Here is a 14,341-nt window from a genome sequence, read left to right as displayed (position 1 = left end):
GCCGGGGCAAGAGAATCCCGCCATCACCTTCCTACTCGACCCGATCGCAGCGCAACCAAAAGGTTTCGGTTTGCTTTCGTTTCCATTTTTCGATATCGTTAGCTAGCATTGCAAAGCGCCGTTAACGCAACACGGACTGTATCACGCAACGAGTATTCAGGTATCCGGATTGCCCCCGTTACAAAACAGCGCCTACGTTTGAATTTGCTATGGCCCGCAAAATGAAGACAGGGTGTGTGCTACATGAGTGTTACGCCAACGATGAGTCTCAGGGTCCCGCCCTGCCCCGAGACACGAAAGGCTCTGCGTGAAACCGCGCGCGCCCTGCGCGAAGGGCGGATCACCGCCGCGCGCTTGCTCTCCTGGCTCGCTGGCGAGCAGGTGGCGGCCGGCGGCCTCGCCGACCGCGTGAAGCATCTCGAGGATCGGGTCGACGCCCTGGAGACGGGCTTGAGGAACGCGTGAGCAGCGCACGCACAGCAACGGACTACGGCGCCGGCACGGCGAGTGCCGTCACCATGCGCGCACGGATGCGCTCCGCCGCCGCGATCGCACCCTCGGCCTGGGTGCGCGTGACCAGTTCGAACGGCGCCACGCCTTCGTAGCTGCATTGCCCGCTCAGCACGGCGAGCGCGGACATCAGGGTGTGTCCGTCCTCGGTCAGGTCCTCGGACACCGCCATTCCCACCTCATCCCGCACCCGGCCGAGCAGCAGGAGCAGGTTCTGCTGCCCCAGGACCCGGCCGTCATGCGCCACCAGCACCGCCTTGATAGCCTTGCCCGCCGCCTCGCCCGCCGCGAGGCAGGCCCAATCGTGATGCCCCGCCGTCAGCGCTGCGCGGGCGTGCTCCAGATCGTGCGCGGATTGCCGCACCCAGGCGGCCATCGTCTCGGGCATGGCGCTCGCTCCCCGCTGCCGATGGGAAAAGGGCATCGCAGACACAGGGTTGTTGTCAAGGTCCGGGGCGCACGCAGAAATCTGCGCCAAATTGTCTCAAATGCTCGGCTATATCCGTTAACGAATAGATGGTATCACCATCCGCCAGGGTTCATCGGCGGAGGACTGCAGCGTGCGCGACAACGGCCCCATCACCAACCGGGAAGTGGAACTGGGTGACGGCGACCTGATCGTGTCGCGCACCGACCCCAAGGGCAAGATCACCTTCGTCAACAAGACGTTCGTCGACATCAGCGGCTTCACGGAAGCGGAGCTGATCGGCGCACCGCACAACATCCTGCGCCATCCGCACATGCCCGCCGGCGCCTTCGCCGACCTGTGGGCCACCATCAAGGCGGGACGCCCCTGGGAAGGGCTGGTCAAGAACCGCACCAAGGGCGGCGACCACTATTGGGTGCGCGCCAACGTCACGCCGATCCTCGAGAACGGCCAAGTCACCGGCTACATCTCCATCCGCTCCAAGCCGTCGCGCGCCCAGATCAGCGAGGCGGAGCGCATCTACGAGCTGTTCCGCACCGGGCGCGCCGGCCACCTAACGGTGCGCGAGGGCGTGGTCGCGTCGAAGGGCATCCGGGCGCGCCTGGACGATCTGTGCGCCAGTGTCGCCGGGCGGACGGCCGGGGCCTTCGCGCTGATGGGCGCGCTGCTGGCCTGGGCCGGCGCCTCGGCGCTGGACGGCATGGCGTCGGTCGGCGCCGCGCTCGGCGCGCTGGCGCTGGCCGGCGTCCTGGCGGCGGCGCTGGTAGCCACCGTGCGCACGCCACTGCGCCGCTTCGAGGACCATCTCGACCACGTCGCCCGCGGCGAGCTGATGCACGAGGTGGAGACCGCCGCCACGCCGGAGTTCCGCCGCCTGAGCGCGCTGCTGCGCACCATGAAGGCGACCATCGCCTACTCGATCCAGGAACGCGCCGAGCGCGAGCGCCAAGCCGCCGAAGACCGCCGCAAGGCGCTGCTGGAGATGGCCAACACCGTCGAGACGGAGGCCGGCGCCGCGGTGGAGCAGGTGGCGATGCGCACCCGCGCCATGGCGCAGGGCGCCGACACCATGGCCAACTCCGCCGACCGGGTCAGCCAGCACTCGCAGGGCGTGGCCGCCGCGGCCGAGGAGGCGCTGGCCAACGCCCAGGCGGTCGCCGCCGCGACCGAGGAGCTGGCCGCCTCTATCCGCGAGATCACCAGCCAGGTGGCGCACGCCGGCGCGGTCACCAAGTCGGCGGTGGACGACAGCCGGCAGTCGGAGCAGGCCATCGTCTCGCTGTCCGATGCGGTCGGCCGCATCGGCGAGGTCGCCGGGCTGATCCAGGACATCGCGGCGCAGACCAACCTGCTGGCGCTGAACGCCACCATCGAGGCGGCGCGGGCGGGCGAGGCCGGCAAGGGCTTCGCCGTGGTGGCCGGCGAGGTGAAGAACCTCGCCAACCAGACGGCGCGCTCGACCGAGGAGATCACCCGGCAGATCCAGGAGATCCAGGCCGCCACCCGCGACGCGGTGGCCGCGGTGTCCGGCATCGGCCGCACCATCGGCGACATCGACCACATCTCCGCCTCCATCGCCGCCGCCATGGAGGAGCAGGCCGCCGCCACCCAGGAGATCAGCCGCAACGTCGCCGAGACCAGCGCCGCCGCGCAGGAGGTGGCGACCCTGATCTCCTCGGTGTCGCGCGACGCCGACGAGACGCGCGGGCAGGCGGTCGGCGTGCATTCCACCTCCGACGAGGTGGCCGATGGCATCCAGACGCTGCGCCAAGTGCTGGTGCGCGTGGTGCGCACCTCGACCAAGGAGACCGACCGCCGCATGTCGGCGCGCTACCGCTGCGACGCCGCCTGCGCCATCCGCACGGCGACCGGCGAGCAGCGCGGCAAGCTCAGCGACATCTCGGAGGGCGGGGCCACCCTGGCCGGGTTCGCCGACACCGACGTCGGCCAGACCGGCATCCTGCAGGTGCCTGAGTTCGGGCTGGAGGTGCGCTTCGAGGTCTGTTCGACCTCCGCCGGCCGCCTGCACGTCCGCTTCCGCGACCCGGACGACCGCGCCATGCGGGCGCTGGGCACCATGCTGACGCGCCTGTCCGGGCGCGCGGCGTAGCGCGCCCTATCCCACCAGCCCGTGTTTGCGCAGGTAGCCGCGCAGCTGGTGGTAGCTCAAGCCGAGGTCGGCGGCGGTGCGGCGCTGGTTGAAGCGGTTGCGCTCCAGCGCCGCCTTGAGCATCGCGGTCTCGAACGCCCGCACGCGCTCCAGGAACGGACCGCCGGGATCGTCCGGCGGGTCGGCGGCGGGGACCGGTGGTGGCGGGCGCCACGCCGGGCGGAAGGGGTTCAGCACGATGGCGTCCACCGGCGCCTCGGGATCGGCCGCCGCCACTGAACGCTCCACCGCGTTGCGCAACTCGCGCACGTTGCCGGGCCAGCCGTGCCCGCGCAGGTCGTCCAGCGCCCGCGGCGTGAAGCCGGGGAACAGAGGGCGGTCCAACTCGCGCACCATGCCCAGCGCGAAGTGCTCGGCCAGCACCGGGATGTCCTCCGGACGGGACCGCAGCGGCGGCAGGTGCACCACGTCGAAGGCGAGGCGGTCCAGCAGGTCGGCGCGGAAGCGGCCGGCCTCGGCCAATGCCGGCAGGTCGGCGTTGGTGGCGCCCACCACGCGCACGTCCACCGTCTGCGTGCGGCCACCGACCCGCTCGATCTCGCCATACTCGACGGCGCGCAGCAGCTTTTCCTGAACGGCGGCGCTGGAGGTCGCCAGCTCGTCGAGGAACAGGGTGCCGCCGTCCGCCTGCTCGACCCGGCCGGTGTGGCGGCGGGTGGCGCCGGTGAAGGAGCCCGCCTCGTGGCCGAAAAGCTCGGAATCCAGCAGCGTCTCCGGCAGCGCGGCGCAGTTCACCTTGATCAGGGGCCGATCCCAGCGCCGCGACAGGTAGTGCAGGCGGGCGGCGATCAGCTCCTTGCCGGTGCCGCGCTCGCCGATCACCAGCACCGGCCGCTCCAGCGGCGCCACCCGCGAGACATGCGCCAGCGCAGCCTGGAAGGCCGGCGATTGACCGATCAGCGGCGGCGGGCTGGTGGGCATCATGGCGTAATCAGCGAAGATTTGGTGGATTTGACGACTATCTCGCCGATACAGCTAAGCATACTGCTGCCGCGGATCAAGGAATCCTTGGATTCCGGCGTCTGGCACGGCGGTTGCAAGGGAGGGTGCAGTCAAGGAGACCGCTATGAGCGACACCACCGACCGTTACCGCCCCTACCGCCGCCCGGACTGGTCCGACACAACGGCGCGGGTGCGCGCGTACCTGCGCAGCCGGCCGACCGAGTCCTGGCTGTTCTTCTTTGCCGGCATCGTCGCCGGCGCCATCCTCGGGTAAGGACCAATCCCCATGAGCATCTTTTCGCGCCTGACGGACATCGTTCAGTCCAACATCAACGCGCTGCTCGACCGCGCCGAGGAGCCGGAGAAGCTGATCCGCCTGATCATCCAGGAGATGGAGGACACGCTGGTCGAGGTGCGCTCCTCCACCGTCAAGATCATCGCGGAGAAGAAGGAGATCGAACGCCGCGTCGGCGACCTCTCCCGCGAGCGCGACGAGTGGGAGCGCAAGGCCGAGATCGCGCTGACCCGCGACCGCGAGGACCTCGCCAAGGAGGCGCTGCGCCTGCGCACCCGCGCCGCCGAGGAGGTGGATACGCTGACCGAGCAGCTGATCCAGGTCGAGGCGGCACTGGCCAAGGCCAACGACGACATCGGCCGCCTGCAGGCCAAGCTGGCCGACGCCAAGAACCGCGAGAAGGCGCTGGTGGCGCGCACCAAGACCGCCGCCAACCGCGTCAAGGTGCGCGAGCGCCTGAACGACGACCGCATCAACGAGGCGCTGTCGCGCTTCGAGCAGGTGGAGCGGAACCTGGACGAGCTGGAAGGCCGCGTCGAGGTGCACGATCTGGGCCACCGCAAGTCGGTCGCCGAGGAGATCGCCGAGCTGGAGGCCACCCACAAGCTCGACGAGGAACTCGCCGCGCTGAAGGCCCGCGTCGCAGCCCGCAAGGGGTCGTAAGAATCCCTCGCCCCCTCCCCGGTACAAACCCCCGCCGTCCCGCCGGCAGATCCTCGATCCGCCGGTGCCCGACCGTGCAAACACCGTTTGCGCGACAGGGCGGGGAGGGGGCTCTTTTCCCGGACGCGACCGTCCTCACATCTGCGTGGAGCGAACTGCCGAAGAGCCCGCCCCTCCCTCAACCGTCATCCCCGCGCAGGCGGGGATCCATAACTCCCAACGCGATCGGCTATGGAACGCATGGATCCCCGCCTTCGCGGGGATGACGGAAAAGAGAAGTAGGGATTCCTCGGCGAACCGCTCCTGACCGACCCAATTAAAGGCTCAATCCGCCATGGGCTTCTTCGGCTTCGTGCTGTCGATCCTCCTCGTCACCATCGTGCTGCCGGTGTGGATCGTCTTCCACTACGTCACCAAGTGGCGCACCCAGCGCGGCCTGTCCGCCCAGGACGAACGGCTGCTGGCCGAGCTGTGGGACACCGCCAACCGCTTGGAAACCCGCATCCACACGCTGGAGCGCGTGCTCGACGCCGAAGCGCCGGGCTGGCGCGCCAAGGTCTGAAGGGAGGGGCCGTCATGACCCAAGACAACCGAAATCCGGGGCCGTCGCCGTTCGATTCACCGAACCCGCACCGGCTGTACCGCAACCCGCGGAACGGCTACGTCGCCGGCGTGTGCGCCGGCATCGCCGACTATTTCGGGATTCAGCCGTTCCTGATCCGGCTGGCCATGGTGGTCGGGGTGTTCGTCTTCAGCGTGCCGGTGCTGATCGCCTACGTCATCGCGGCGCTGGCGCTGCCGTCGCGCCCGGAGCGGCTGTACCGCTCGCAGGAGGACGAAGAATTCTGGCGCACCGTCACCATCAAGCCCGACCGCTCGCTCGCCGGGCTGGCGCAGCGCTTCCGCGACGTCGAGAAGCGGATCGTCGGCTTGGAAGCCTACGTCGCCTCCAAGGAATACGAGCTGAACCGCGCCTTCCGCGACCTCGAAAAGCGGTAAGGGAAGCGGAAGCGGCCGGACCCTAGCGGCGGACGCGCCGCCGGTCCCGGGTGCGGATACGCACCGGTTTCAGGTTCCGCGAACCGGCGACCACCGCCATGCCGGCGAGCGCCAGCCCCATCGTCGCACCGAGCACAAGCAGATCCATGCGAACACCTCCTTGACCCTTCATAACGATGGTCGGGCCAAATCGTTGACAAGAGGTGGACAAAAAAGTGGACACGGCGGAAGCGTGACGGTTTTTTTTGCCACCCTACTCCGCCCGCGGCTCGATGGACTGGATGGTGAAGCCCTTCGGGTGCGGGAAGCGGGCGGCCACCTTCTCGCGCACCTTGTTCTCATCCAGGCCCCACACCAGGAAGCGCCGGCCCCGCTTCCAGCTGTCGAGCGCCGGGCGCTCCAGATTGGCGTTGACCTTCTCGGCGTAGGACGCGTTGGAGATCCTCACCAGCCAGCCCAGATCGTTCTGCGTGTGCCGGTCGTCGAGCACGAAGATGCGCCGGTCCACCGCGCCCAGCGCGCGCAGCCGTTCCTCCAGCTCTTCGCAGGCGATCTCCATGGCGGTCTTGCGGCGCTTGGCGGCGACCAGTTCGCGCCGGAGACCAAGGGTCTGGCGGGCGGCGCGCTTGATGCGCTCGACCTGCTGCTGCCGACGCGCCTGCGCCTTGTCGATCATCGCCGCGGTCTCGCGCAGCCGCTTGACGGCCTGGCTCATGGCGAAGGCCATCGCGGTGGCGCCGACCATGCCGGCGAACACAAACGCCATCATGCCGCCTTGCCCTCCCCGGCCGCGGGGCCGCCCACCTCGAACAGCGAGACGACCCTGTAGCCGAAGGCCGGCGGGTAGTGCGCCTCGATCATTTTGCGCGCATCGGCCAGCGCCGGCGCCCAGACCTCCATATCCTGCGGCTGCGCCCAGCGGGCGTCGATGAACGCGTGCTGGGTCTGGGCGGTGGAGCCGACGTACTTGTTCAGCACCTGGGCGTGGAAGCAGTGCAGCCCCTTGACCTCCTCGCCGATCAGGTGGACCACCCGCTCTCCACCGCGCAGCAGGTCGGACACCCGCCGGTCCAGCTGGCCTCGACGGTGCACCACCTCGCTGGTCGCGTCGTGGACCGCCTTGATCTCCTTGCGACGTTCCTCACGGCGCGCCTCCAGCCCCTGCTCCAGCCGGGCGCGGCGCACCAGCATGTCACGGATGCCCAGAGAGCCGTGCTTCTGCTCGATCATCCGCTCGCCGACGATCACCACCAGCTTGGCGATGCCGAAGGCGACGCCGGAGAACGCCAGCGCGTAGAACAGGGCTTGGCCGTAGGTCTGCCACATGCAGAGGGAATCCCGCAGGGAACCGTCCAGAGGTACCGCGACAATCGACCTATATCAATAGGACAGGTTGCGCGCTGCAACATACCTCCCGTTCGGAGGGGGTGTGCTTGAGCTTGATCAAGGCGGCCACCGCGCCGCGTCATTACCGTCGCACCAGCATTTGAGGGGTGTACGACCATGACGATGTCGCGACGGACGCTGATGACTGCCCTGCTGGGCACTGCGGCGGCCGGCGGTGCGCTGGCGCTGCTGCGCGGGATGACCTCCCCGGCCGACGCCGCGCCGGCGGTGACGGTGTGGAAGGCGGCGAGCTGCGGCTGCTGCGGTGGCTGGGTGGACCACATGCGCAACGCCGGCTTCCCGGTCACCGTGCACGTGGTGGACGATGTGGATCCTGTGAAGGCCCGCCTGGGCGTGCCGGAGCGTCTTCAGTCCTGCCACACGGCGGAAGTCGACGGCTACGTGCTGGAGGGCCACGTCCCGGCCGACAGCGTCGCCCGCCTGCTGCGCGAGCGTCCGTCTGCCAAGGGCCTGGCGGTGCCGGGCATGCCGCAGGGCTCGGCGGGCATGGAGACCGGCACCAAGGACCCGTACCAGGTGGTGCTGTTCGGCGGCAGCGTCGGCACGCGGGTCTACGAGACGCGCTGAGCGGAACCTTTACCGTCTCCGTACGGTTGGCGGGAAGACGACGGGCGGTGCCGGGGGGCTCCGCCCGCACCGGCTTCCACGCACCTCAAGGGAGACAGACGATGAAGCGCACGCTCCTCCTCGGCGCGGCCACCGCCCTGATGTTCACGACCGGCGCCATGGCGCAGTCGAACCCGGCCCAGCAGCCGAACAGCGCCACCCAGCAGAACGTCACCCAGCAGAAGCAGAACCCGTCCATGGCGCCGAACGCCGTCGGCGACAAGGCGGGCATGGGCACCGCCGCCTCGCTCGACCACCTGATGGGCAAGGACGTCTACGGCGCCGAGGGCAACAAGATCGGCTCGATCGAGGACATCATCCTCGACCCGCAGACCGGCAAGGCGCAGTTGGCGGTGATCGAGCGCGGCGGCCTGCTCGGCATCGGCGGCAAGAGCTTCGCCATCGACTACACGCTGATCGGCATGGAAGGCGATCGCCTCGTCGCCAAGCAGGTGACCGAGGCCCAGGCCAAGGCGATGCCCGAGTTCAAGTACAGCGACAACGCGGTGTCCTACAACCGCAGCCGCAACCAGGGCAGCGGCACCGTCAAGCAGTAACGCACGCCGTGTGAGGGCCGGAGCTGCACCGGCCCTCGCATTCCGCACCCGCCTTGCAACTATTTGCCGCGAATTTTACCGGTAGCCCAGCTATGCGCGTACCGATGGTTCTGCTAGGGTCCGGGTTCCCCTGTCGCTAGGGCATATGCGGAACGGTGTGGTGCCATCATGCAGCTGATCTCCCGGATCTCCATCTCGACCAAGGTCACGATCCTCAACCTCGTCGGCATGCTGCTGCTCAGCGCCGCGGTGCTGATCGTCATCGGCCAGGTGCTGGCGCGCGACCTGGAACGGCAGGCGGTGGACATGCAGACGCTGTCCATGCAGATCGCCTGGAGCGCGCTGAACCGCCTGGGCGGCGACTTTGCCGTCGCCGACGGCCGGCTGAAGCGCGGCGACAGCGCGCTGAACGAGAACTACGAGATCGTCGACAGCATCAAGCAGATCACCGGCGGCACCGCCACCCTGTTCCAGGGCGACACCCGCGTCGCCACCAACGTGCTGAAGGACGACGGCAGCCGCGCCATCGGCACCAAGCTGGCCGCCGGCCCGGCCTACGACGCTGTGCTCCGCCAGGGCGTGCCGTACCGCGGTGTCGTGCAGATCCTCGGCGAGGACTATTTCGCCGCCTACGACCCGCTGAAGGACCGCAACGGGCAGGTCGTCGGCATCCTCTACGTCGGCATCAAGAAGAGCCTCGTCTTCCAGAGCTTCAACGGCAACATGCGGCTGGCGGCGTTGGGCGTGGCCGGCTTCGCGGTGCTGCTGGCGGTGCCCGGCTATCTGCTGCTGCGCCGGCTGCTGCGGCCGCTGGGCACGCTGAAGCGGGCGATGGACGCGCTGTCGTGCGGCGACCTGAACGCCCCCATCGACGGCACCGGCCGCGGCGACGAGATCGGCAACATGGCGCGCGCCGTGGTCGTGTTCCGCGACGGCATGGTCGAAGCCGAGCGCCTGCGCGCCGAGCAGGAGCGTCAGCGCGGGGAGGCCGAGGAGCAGAAGCACCGCGCGCTGGAGATGATGGCCGAAACCGTCGAGCGCGAGAGCCGCGACGCCGTCGAGCGCGTCGCCCAGCACACCCAGGCGATGGACGTCAATTCCGGCCGGATGGCGGAGTCCGCGGCCCTTGTCGGCAGCAACGCGCAGGACGTCGCCGCCGCCGCGGCGCAGGCGCTGAGCAACGCGCAGACCGTCGCCTCGGCCTCCGAACAGCTCTCCGCCTCGATCCGCGAGATCGGCGGACAGGTCAGCCAGGCCAGCAGCATCACCCGACGCGCCGTCACCACCAGCGCCGGCACGCAGGAGACCATCCGCTCGCTGTCCACCGCCGTCGACCGCATCGGCGAGGTGGCGACCCTGATCCAGTCCATCGCCGCGCAGACCAACCTGCTGGCGCTGAACGCGACGATCGAAGCCGCCCGCGCGGGCGAGGCCGGCAAGGGCTTCGCGGTGGTGGCAACCGAGGTGAAGAACCTCGCCAACCAGACCGCCGGCGCCACCGAGGAGATCGCGCAGCAGATCACCAGCATCCAGACCAGCACGCACGCCACCGTCGAGGCCGTGCAGGAGATCGGCCGCACCATCGCCGAGATCGACAGCATCTCGTCGATGATCGCCGCCGCGGTGGAGGAGCAGGCCGCCGCCACCCACGAGATCAGCCGCAACGTCAACCAGACCGCCACCGCCGCCACCGAGGTGGCGCAGCGCATCAGCGAGGTGTCGCGCGAGGCGGCGGTGACCGGCGACCGCGCCGGCGAGATGCGCACCATGGCCGCCACCGTGGTTGCCGGCATCGATGAGCTGAAGCGCGTGCTGGTCCGCGTCGTGCGCACCGCCACCTCGGAGGTCGACCGCCGCCGCTACCCGCGCCACAAGGTGGAGGCGCGCTGCACGGTGGAGACGGTGTCTGGCCGGGCGGACGCCACCCTGTCCGACCTGTCGCGCTGCGGCGCCAACGTGCGCGGCGTTCCCGGCCTCACGCCGGGCGGGCGCGGCACCCTGCACTACGACGGGCTGGGCCTGGCGGTTCCATTCAGCGTCATGGCGGTGGACGGCGACTCCCTGCACATCAGCTTCCGCACCGAGGCGCTGGACGAGGCCGACTTCAACGCCCGTTTCGACCGGCTGGAGCGTGTCCTGGGGGGCACACGTGCGGCCTGACGCCGCACGGCATCCCCGCGTATGTTGCACTGCACCGATGAAAGTGGTATGACCACTCTCACCCAAAGGGATGTGCCGCTACGACCTTCGCGGTAGCTCCCGGCCACTGACAGTGAGAGCACGGCGATGACGGTCCGGCACATCCATGTTTCCCAGGAACTGCGCAACGGCAAGCTGGTGACGCTGGAACACGCGGTGTTCGAGCGCGGCGTGGCCGAGCCGTCCGACACCAGCACCATCTTCGACCGCGCCGGCTGGCAGGCGTGGCTGGCCCGCGAGGCGGCCGGAGCCTTCCGCAAGGCGGCCTGACGCCGCGCACGGGGATCTCGAAAAGAGGCGGGCTGCGGCCCGCCTTTTTCGTTTCAGGACTCCAGCGCCCGGCGCAGCGCCTCGGCGGTGGCGGCATCGGCGGGGAAGAACGCCTCGATGGCCAGTTCCGACAACGTGATGTCGACCGCCGTGCCGAACACCGTCGTCGCGCTGAAGAAGCCGAGCATGCCGTGCTCCGTGCGCAGGCGCAGCGGCACCACCACGTCGGCGTAAGGCTCCCGCCGGTCGGCGGCCGGGCCGCCGGGCGCCGGATAGGCGGCCAGCTCGTCGTGCAGCGCGCTCAGCACCGGGTCGGCGGTGACCTCGACCTGACGCTGCAGCCGCGCCAGCACGTGCTCCCGCCATTGGCGCAGGTTGTCGATGCGCGGCGCCAGCCCGGCCGGGTGCAGGCTGAGGCGCAGGACGTTGACCGGCGGCGCCAGCAGCTCGGCCGCCGCGCCCGTCAGCAGCGGGGCGACGGCGCGGTTGGCGGCCACCAGCGTCCAGTGCCGGTCCACCGCCAGCGCCGGGTAGGGCTCGTGCCCGGTCAGCACGAGGTCCACCGCCTTGCGCGCCGCGGCGAGCGCCGGGTCGTCGAGACGGCGCTCGCGGTACACCGGCGCGAAGCCGGCGGCGACCAGCAGCGTGTTGCGGTCGCGCAGCGGAATGTCCAGGCGTTCGGCGAGATGGATCAGCATCGGCCGGCTCGGCTGCGCGCGGCCGGTCTCGAGGAAGCTGATGTGCCGCGTCGACACGTCGGCGTGGCAGGCGAGGTCGAGTTGGCTGAGCCCGCGCCGTTGGCGCCATGTGCGCAGCAGGTCCCCGATTGGGACGGTGGCTGTGTTCATGGCCGCGAGGATAGCGCCGCTTCATTCGCGCACCAATGACCTGCGAGGTAATCGACTCCGCTCCCCGCCGCCAGGGAAGATCGCCGCATCATCCCCCGATGGAAGGAGACGCATCATGAGCCTGACTCTGAACGCCACCACCACCGCGCCCGACACCCTGCTGCGCCGCGTGCTGCTGGCCGACGCCGTCGTGAGCGCCCTGATGGGTGCGGTGCTGGTGGTGGACGCCGGGATGCTGGCCGGATGGCTCGGCCTGCCGGTGACGCTGCTGCGGCTGGCTGGCATGAGCCTGTTGCCGTTCGCCGCCGTGCTGGTGTATCTCGCCACCCGCCCGTCGGTGCCGCGCCGCGGCGCCTGGGCGGTGATCGCCGTCGATGCCCTGTGGGTCGTGGACAGCGCCGTGCTGCTGCTGAGCGGCTGGGTGGAGCCGACGACGCCGGGCACCGTCGTCGTCATCGGGCAGGCGGTGGCGGTGCTGGGCTTCGCCGAACTCACGTGGTTCGGGCTGCGCCGGACGGCGTAACCCGGGGCATCCGGGCGGGGCCCGCGGGGGCGCCGCCCGATTTTGCGCGGCCTGCCCCAAAAAATTCGCGCGACGCGGGGACGAACACGTCCAATATGTCTGTCATGGTGGGGCGGGATGTCCGCCCCGGAACAGGTCTGGTGTTGATGACGATCGAAGGTTACCTGGGTTTCCGCGTCGGCGATGTGGTTCTGGATTCGGCGGAGCTGACCGCCGGCACCGCCACGATCAAGGAGTTCCATCTGGTCCCGAGCCATTGGTCGAACGGCCCGACGGCCATCGCCGTGATGGAGAACGGCGCCGAGCGCTACGTCATCCAGCTCAAGAAGGTCCTGCCCATCGCCAGCCCGACGCGCGAGGACGAGGACGACACGGGCAACGTGGTAAAGCTGCACCGGAGCGCGGGCTGATCACGGCCCGGCACCCGGCACGGCTTCCCTCACCTCCCGCCGCACCACCTTGCCCACGGGGTTGCGCGGGATGGCCGCCAGGATGTGCACGCGCTTGGGCGTCTTGACGCCGCCCAGCGCCGCGCGGACGTGGTTGATGATCGCCTCGGGCGCCGCCTGCACGCCGGGGCGCAGCGTCACCGCGGCGTGCACCGCCTCGCCCCATTTGTCGTCGGGGACGCCGAACACCACTGCCTCGTGCACCGCCGGGTGGCTGACCAGCGCGGCCTCGACGTCGTTCGGGTAGACGTTGAAGCCCCCGGTGATGATGACGTCGCGCAGCCGGTCCTTGATGGTCAGGTAACCGGCCTCGTCGAACACGCCGACGTCGCCGGTGTGCAGCCAGCCGTCGCGGAGCGTCTCCGCAGTCGCCTCGGGCATGTCGAGGTAGCCGAGCATCAGCAGGTCGCCGCGCACGACGATCTCACCCTCCTCGCCCGGCGGCAGGATGCGGCCGTCGCGGTCCATCACCGCGACCCGTGCCAGCAGCCCCGGCCGGCCGCACGAGGCCAGCCGCGTCCCGCCGGCGTAATCGCGCGCCGTCATCACGGTGATGACCTGCGGCGCCTCGGTCTGGCCGTAGTTGCTGCCGATCACCGGGCCGAAGATGTCCAGCGCCTGCCGGACCTTCTCCGGCGGCATGGGAGCCGCGCCGTAGATCAGGTGGCGCAGGCGCGGCGCCCGGAAAGGCCGGCCGGCGAGTTCCTGCTGCATGGTGTAGATCAGCGTCGGCGGCACGAAGCTGAGGGTCACATGGCGGGTCTCCAGCGCCTCCAGCACCGCTGCCGGGGTGGTCCTGCCCTCCAGGAACACCAGCCGCCCGCCGGCAGCCAGGATCGGCGTGACGTAGCAGGAGGTGCCGTGCGTCAGCGGCGCGGCCACCAGATAGCCGTCGTCCGGCCCGAGCCCCCAGCCGTGCATCATCGACACCGCCCCGGCGACCCAGGCGCGGCAAGGCTGCAGCACGCCCTTCGGCCGGCCGCTGGAGCCGCCGGTGAACTTGATCGCCTGCGCCGAGTCGAGTGACCGCTCGATCCGCTCCGGTCTCCGCCCGCGATGGGCTTCGATCAGTCCCGTGACGGAGTCGGCCGCCGCCGAGCCTTGTCCCAGCACCCGTTTGGCGTCGGGCGGCATGCCCACGAGGTCCAGGCAGTCCTCGTCCACCACGACGATGCCGGGCGCCGTGGCGGCCACCTTGGCATCCAGCTCGGAGCGCGATTCGCGGGGATTGAGCGGCACCCACACCTTGCCGGCGGCCAGCGTGGCGAGCAGCGCCAGCAGGTGCGCCACCGTATTGTGGGCGCATATTCCGACGCGGCTGTCCGGTGCGGGGTCGAGCGCCTGGAACGCCGAAGCCAGCGCGTCCACACGCGCCGTCAACTCGGCGTAGGTCAGGATGCCGGAGGGCGCGTCGACGGCGACGGCGTCGGGTGTGAACCGGGCGGAGCGGTACAGGAAATCGATGGGCAGCAAGGA

General features: G+C 69.9%; 19 protein-coding genes. 12 read left to right on the top strand and 7 right to left on the bottom strand.

Annotated features, from left to right (window positions below):
- Nucleotides 1-261 precede the first annotated feature (261 nt).
- The gene (locus ACRWK7_RS08030; protein ID WP_431855686.1) at nucleotides 262-465 is read left to right on the top strand and encodes a hypothetical protein; all 204 of its coding nucleotides are present in this window, start codon (nucleotides 262-264) and stop codon (nucleotides 463-465) included.
- Nucleotides 466-487: 22 nt separating this feature from the next.
- Here ACRWK7_RS08030 and ACRWK7_RS08025 read toward each other — a convergent pair whose 3' ends face one another.
- The gene (locus tag ACRWK7_RS08025; protein WP_431855685.1) at nucleotides 488-898 is read right to left on the bottom strand and encodes a HEPN domain-containing protein; all 411 of its coding nucleotides are present in this window, start codon (nucleotides 896-898) and stop codon (nucleotides 488-490) included.
- 172 nt (nucleotides 899-1,070) lie between these two features.
- Between ACRWK7_RS08025 and ACRWK7_RS08020 the strand changes: the two genes are divergently transcribed.
- Nucleotides 1,071-3,047 carry a methyl-accepting chemotaxis protein gene (locus tag ACRWK7_RS08020; RefSeq protein WP_431855684.1) on the top strand — a complete coding sequence of 659 codons (1,977 nt, stop codon included), beginning with the start codon at nucleotides 1,071-1,073 and terminating at the stop codon, nucleotides 3,045-3,047.
- 6 nt (nucleotides 3,048-3,053) lie between these two features.
- Here the strand turns inward: ACRWK7_RS08020 and ACRWK7_RS08015 are convergent, their stop codons facing one another.
- A complete protein-coding gene (locus ACRWK7_RS08015) occupies nucleotides 3,054-4,028 on the bottom strand; it encodes a sigma 54-interacting transcriptional regulator (RefSeq protein WP_431855797.1) in 975 nt (324 codons plus the stop codon).
- 145 nt (nucleotides 4,029-4,173) lie between these two features.
- Here ACRWK7_RS08015 and ACRWK7_RS08010 point away from each other — a divergent pair, with 145 nt between their 5' ends.
- The 4 genes from ACRWK7_RS08010 to pspC all read left to right on the top strand — a co-directional run bounded on the left by ACRWK7_RS08010 (nucleotide 4,174) and on the right by pspC (nucleotide 6,006).
- Nucleotides 4,174-4,323, top strand: a complete 150-nt coding sequence (locus ACRWK7_RS08010) for a hypothetical protein (protein WP_431855683.1) — start codon at nucleotides 4,174-4,176, stop codon at nucleotides 4,321-4,323.
- A gap of 12 nt (nucleotides 4,324-4,335) precedes the next feature.
- Nucleotides 4,336-5,007, top strand: a complete 672-nt coding sequence (pspA, locus tag ACRWK7_RS08005; RefSeq protein WP_431855682.1) for a phage shock protein PspA — start codon at nucleotides 4,336-4,338, stop codon at nucleotides 5,005-5,007.
- A 334-nt stretch (nucleotides 5,008-5,341) separates the two neighbouring features.
- Nucleotides 5,342-5,569, top strand: coding sequence for an envelope stress response membrane protein PspB (gene pspB / locus ACRWK7_RS08000; protein WP_431855681.1), 228 nt, complete (start codon nucleotides 5,342-5,344; stop codon nucleotides 5,567-5,569).
- A gap of 14 nt (nucleotides 5,570-5,583) precedes the next feature.
- A complete protein-coding gene (gene pspC, locus ACRWK7_RS07995) occupies nucleotides 5,584-6,006 on the top strand; it encodes an envelope stress response membrane protein PspC (RefSeq protein ID WP_431855680.1) in 423 nt (140 codons plus the stop codon).
- Between the two features lie 22 nt (nucleotides 6,007-6,028).
- On the opposite strand, the gene ACRWK7_RS07990 is transcribed toward pspC, so the two are convergent.
- The 3 genes from ACRWK7_RS07990 to ACRWK7_RS07980 all read right to left on the bottom strand — a co-directional run bounded on the left by ACRWK7_RS07990 (nucleotide 6,029) and on the right by ACRWK7_RS07980 (nucleotide 7,332).
- The gene (locus tag ACRWK7_RS07990) at nucleotides 6,029-6,154 is read right to left on the bottom strand and encodes a hypothetical protein (RefSeq protein WP_431855679.1); all 126 of its coding nucleotides are present in this window, start codon (nucleotides 6,152-6,154) and stop codon (nucleotides 6,029-6,031) included.
- 105 nt (nucleotides 6,155-6,259) lie between these two features.
- Nucleotides 6,260-6,775 (bottom strand): hypothetical protein, encoded by a 516-nt coding sequence (locus ACRWK7_RS07985; RefSeq protein ID WP_431855678.1) that lies wholly within the window; start codon nucleotides 6,773-6,775, stop codon nucleotides 6,260-6,262.
- Complete coding sequence (locus tag ACRWK7_RS07980) at nucleotides 6,772-7,332, bottom strand: hypothetical protein (RefSeq protein ID WP_431855677.1); 561 nt, start codon at nucleotides 7,330-7,332, stop codon at nucleotides 6,772-6,774. Before ACRWK7_RS07980 ends, ACRWK7_RS07985 begins: the two co-directional genes overlap by 4 nt.
- 177 nt (nucleotides 7,333-7,509) lie before the next feature.
- Here ACRWK7_RS07980 and ACRWK7_RS07975 point away from each other — a divergent pair, with 177 nt between their 5' ends.
- The 4 genes from ACRWK7_RS07975 (at nucleotide 7,510) to ACRWK7_RS07960 (ending at nucleotide 11,045) form a co-directional block, all read left to right on the top strand.
- Nucleotides 7,510-7,980 carry a DUF411 domain-containing protein gene (locus ACRWK7_RS07975; RefSeq protein WP_431855676.1) on the top strand — a complete coding sequence of 157 codons (471 nt, stop codon included), beginning with the start codon at nucleotides 7,510-7,512 and terminating at the stop codon, nucleotides 7,978-7,980.
- 101 nt (nucleotides 7,981-8,081) lie between these two features.
- The gene (locus ACRWK7_RS07970; RefSeq protein ID WP_431855675.1) at nucleotides 8,082-8,576 is read left to right on the top strand and encodes a PRC-barrel domain-containing protein; all 495 of its coding nucleotides are present in this window, start codon (nucleotides 8,082-8,084) and stop codon (nucleotides 8,574-8,576) included.
- A gap of 168 nt (nucleotides 8,577-8,744) precedes the next feature.
- Complete coding sequence (locus ACRWK7_RS07965; protein ID WP_431855674.1) at nucleotides 8,745-10,736, top strand: methyl-accepting chemotaxis protein; 1,992 nt, start codon at nucleotides 8,745-8,747, stop codon at nucleotides 10,734-10,736.
- A 126-nt stretch (nucleotides 10,737-10,862) separates the two neighbouring features.
- Nucleotides 10,863-11,045, top strand: a complete 183-nt coding sequence (locus tag ACRWK7_RS07960; protein ID WP_431855673.1) for a hypothetical protein — start codon at nucleotides 10,863-10,865, stop codon at nucleotides 11,043-11,045.
- A gap of 53 nt (nucleotides 11,046-11,098) precedes the next feature.
- Here ACRWK7_RS07960 and ACRWK7_RS07955 read toward each other — a convergent pair whose 3' ends face one another.
- The gene (locus ACRWK7_RS07955) at nucleotides 11,099-11,893 is read right to left on the bottom strand and encodes a helix-turn-helix domain-containing protein (RefSeq protein WP_431855672.1); all 795 of its coding nucleotides are present in this window, start codon (nucleotides 11,891-11,893) and stop codon (nucleotides 11,099-11,101) included.
- Between the two features lie 115 nt (nucleotides 11,894-12,008).
- Here ACRWK7_RS07955 and ACRWK7_RS07950 point away from each other — a divergent pair, with 115 nt between their 5' ends.
- On the top strand, nucleotides 12,009-12,416 hold the full coding sequence (locus ACRWK7_RS07950; protein ID WP_431855671.1) for a hypothetical protein: 408 nt from the start codon (nucleotides 12,009-12,011) through the stop codon (nucleotides 12,414-12,416).
- Between the two features lie 146 nt (nucleotides 12,417-12,562).
- Entirely contained in the window at nucleotides 12,563-12,826 is a 264-nt protein-coding gene (locus tag ACRWK7_RS07945; RefSeq protein WP_431855670.1) for a hypothetical protein, read from the top strand.
- Here ACRWK7_RS07945 and ACRWK7_RS07940 read toward each other — a convergent pair.
- Nucleotides 12,827-14,341 (bottom strand): class I adenylate-forming enzyme family protein (locus ACRWK7_RS07940; RefSeq protein ID WP_431855669.1); only part of this gene is annotated, 1,515 nt, incomplete at its 5' end.

Source organism: Azospirillum sp. (assembly GCF_050789165.1).
Note: the sequence above shows the minus strand (reverse complement) of the source record. Positions and strands in the feature narration are given on the sequence as shown.

What these genes read in the sequence shown, in the direction of transcription:
- ACRWK7_RS07960 (WP_431855673.1), top strand. Translation starts at nt 10,863, where the DNA reads ATGACGGTCCGGCACATCCATGTTTCCCAGGAACTGCGCAACGGCAAG.
- ACRWK7_RS07955 (WP_431855672.1), bottom strand. Translation starts at nt 11,893, where the DNA reads ATGAACACAGCCACCGTCCCAATCGGGGACCTGCTGCGCACATGGCGC.
- pspB (WP_431855681.1), top strand. Translation starts at nt 5,342, where the DNA reads ATGGGCTTCTTCGGCTTCGTGCTGTCGATCCTCCTCGTCACCATCGTG.
- pspA (WP_431855682.1), top strand. Translation starts at nt 4,336, where the DNA reads ATGAGCATCTTTTCGCGCCTGACGGACATCGTTCAGTCCAACATCAAC.
- ACRWK7_RS07985 (WP_431855678.1), bottom strand. Translation starts at nt 6,775, where the DNA reads ATGATGGCGTTTGTGTTCGCCGGCATGGTCGGCGCCACCGCGATGGCC.
- ACRWK7_RS08030 (WP_431855686.1), top strand. Translation starts at nt 262, where the DNA reads ATGAGTCTCAGGGTCCCGCCCTGCCCCGAGACACGAAAGGCTCTGCGT.
- ACRWK7_RS07975 (WP_431855676.1), top strand. Translation starts at nt 7,510, where the DNA reads ATGACGATGTCGCGACGGACGCTGATGACTGCCCTGCTGGGCACTGCG.
- ACRWK7_RS08010 (WP_431855683.1), top strand. Translation starts at nt 4,174, where the DNA reads ATGAGCGACACCACCGACCGTTACCGCCCCTACCGCCGCCCGGACTGG.
- pspC (WP_431855680.1), top strand. Translation starts at nt 5,584, where the DNA reads ATGACCCAAGACAACCGAAATCCGGGGCCGTCGCCGTTCGATTCACCG.
- ACRWK7_RS07965 (WP_431855674.1), top strand. Translation starts at nt 8,745, where the DNA reads ATGCAGCTGATCTCCCGGATCTCCATCTCGACCAAGGTCACGATCCTC.
- ACRWK7_RS07980 (WP_431855677.1), bottom strand. Translation starts at nt 7,332, where the DNA reads ATGTGGCAGACCTACGGCCAAGCCCTGTTCTACGCGCTGGCGTTCTCC.
- ACRWK7_RS08015 (WP_431855797.1), bottom strand. Translation starts at nt 4,028, where the DNA reads ATGCCCACCAGCCCGCCGCCGCTGATCGGTCAATCGCCGGCCTTCCAG.
- ACRWK7_RS07990 (WP_431855679.1), bottom strand. Translation starts at nt 6,154, where the DNA reads ATGGATCTGCTTGTGCTCGGTGCGACGATGGGGCTGGCGCTCGCCGGC.
- ACRWK7_RS07950 (WP_431855671.1), top strand. Translation starts at nt 12,009, where the DNA reads ATGAGCCTGACTCTGAACGCCACCACCACCGCGCCCGACACCCTGCTG.
- ACRWK7_RS07970 (WP_431855675.1), top strand. Translation starts at nt 8,082, where the DNA reads ATGAAGCGCACGCTCCTCCTCGGCGCGGCCACCGCCCTGATGTTCACG.
- ACRWK7_RS07945 (WP_431855670.1), top strand. Translation starts at nt 12,563, where the DNA reads ATGACGATCGAAGGTTACCTGGGTTTCCGCGTCGGCGATGTGGTTCTG.
- ACRWK7_RS08025 (WP_431855685.1), bottom strand. Translation starts at nt 898, where the DNA reads ATGCCCGAGACGATGGCCGCCTGGGTGCGGCAATCCGCGCACGATCTG.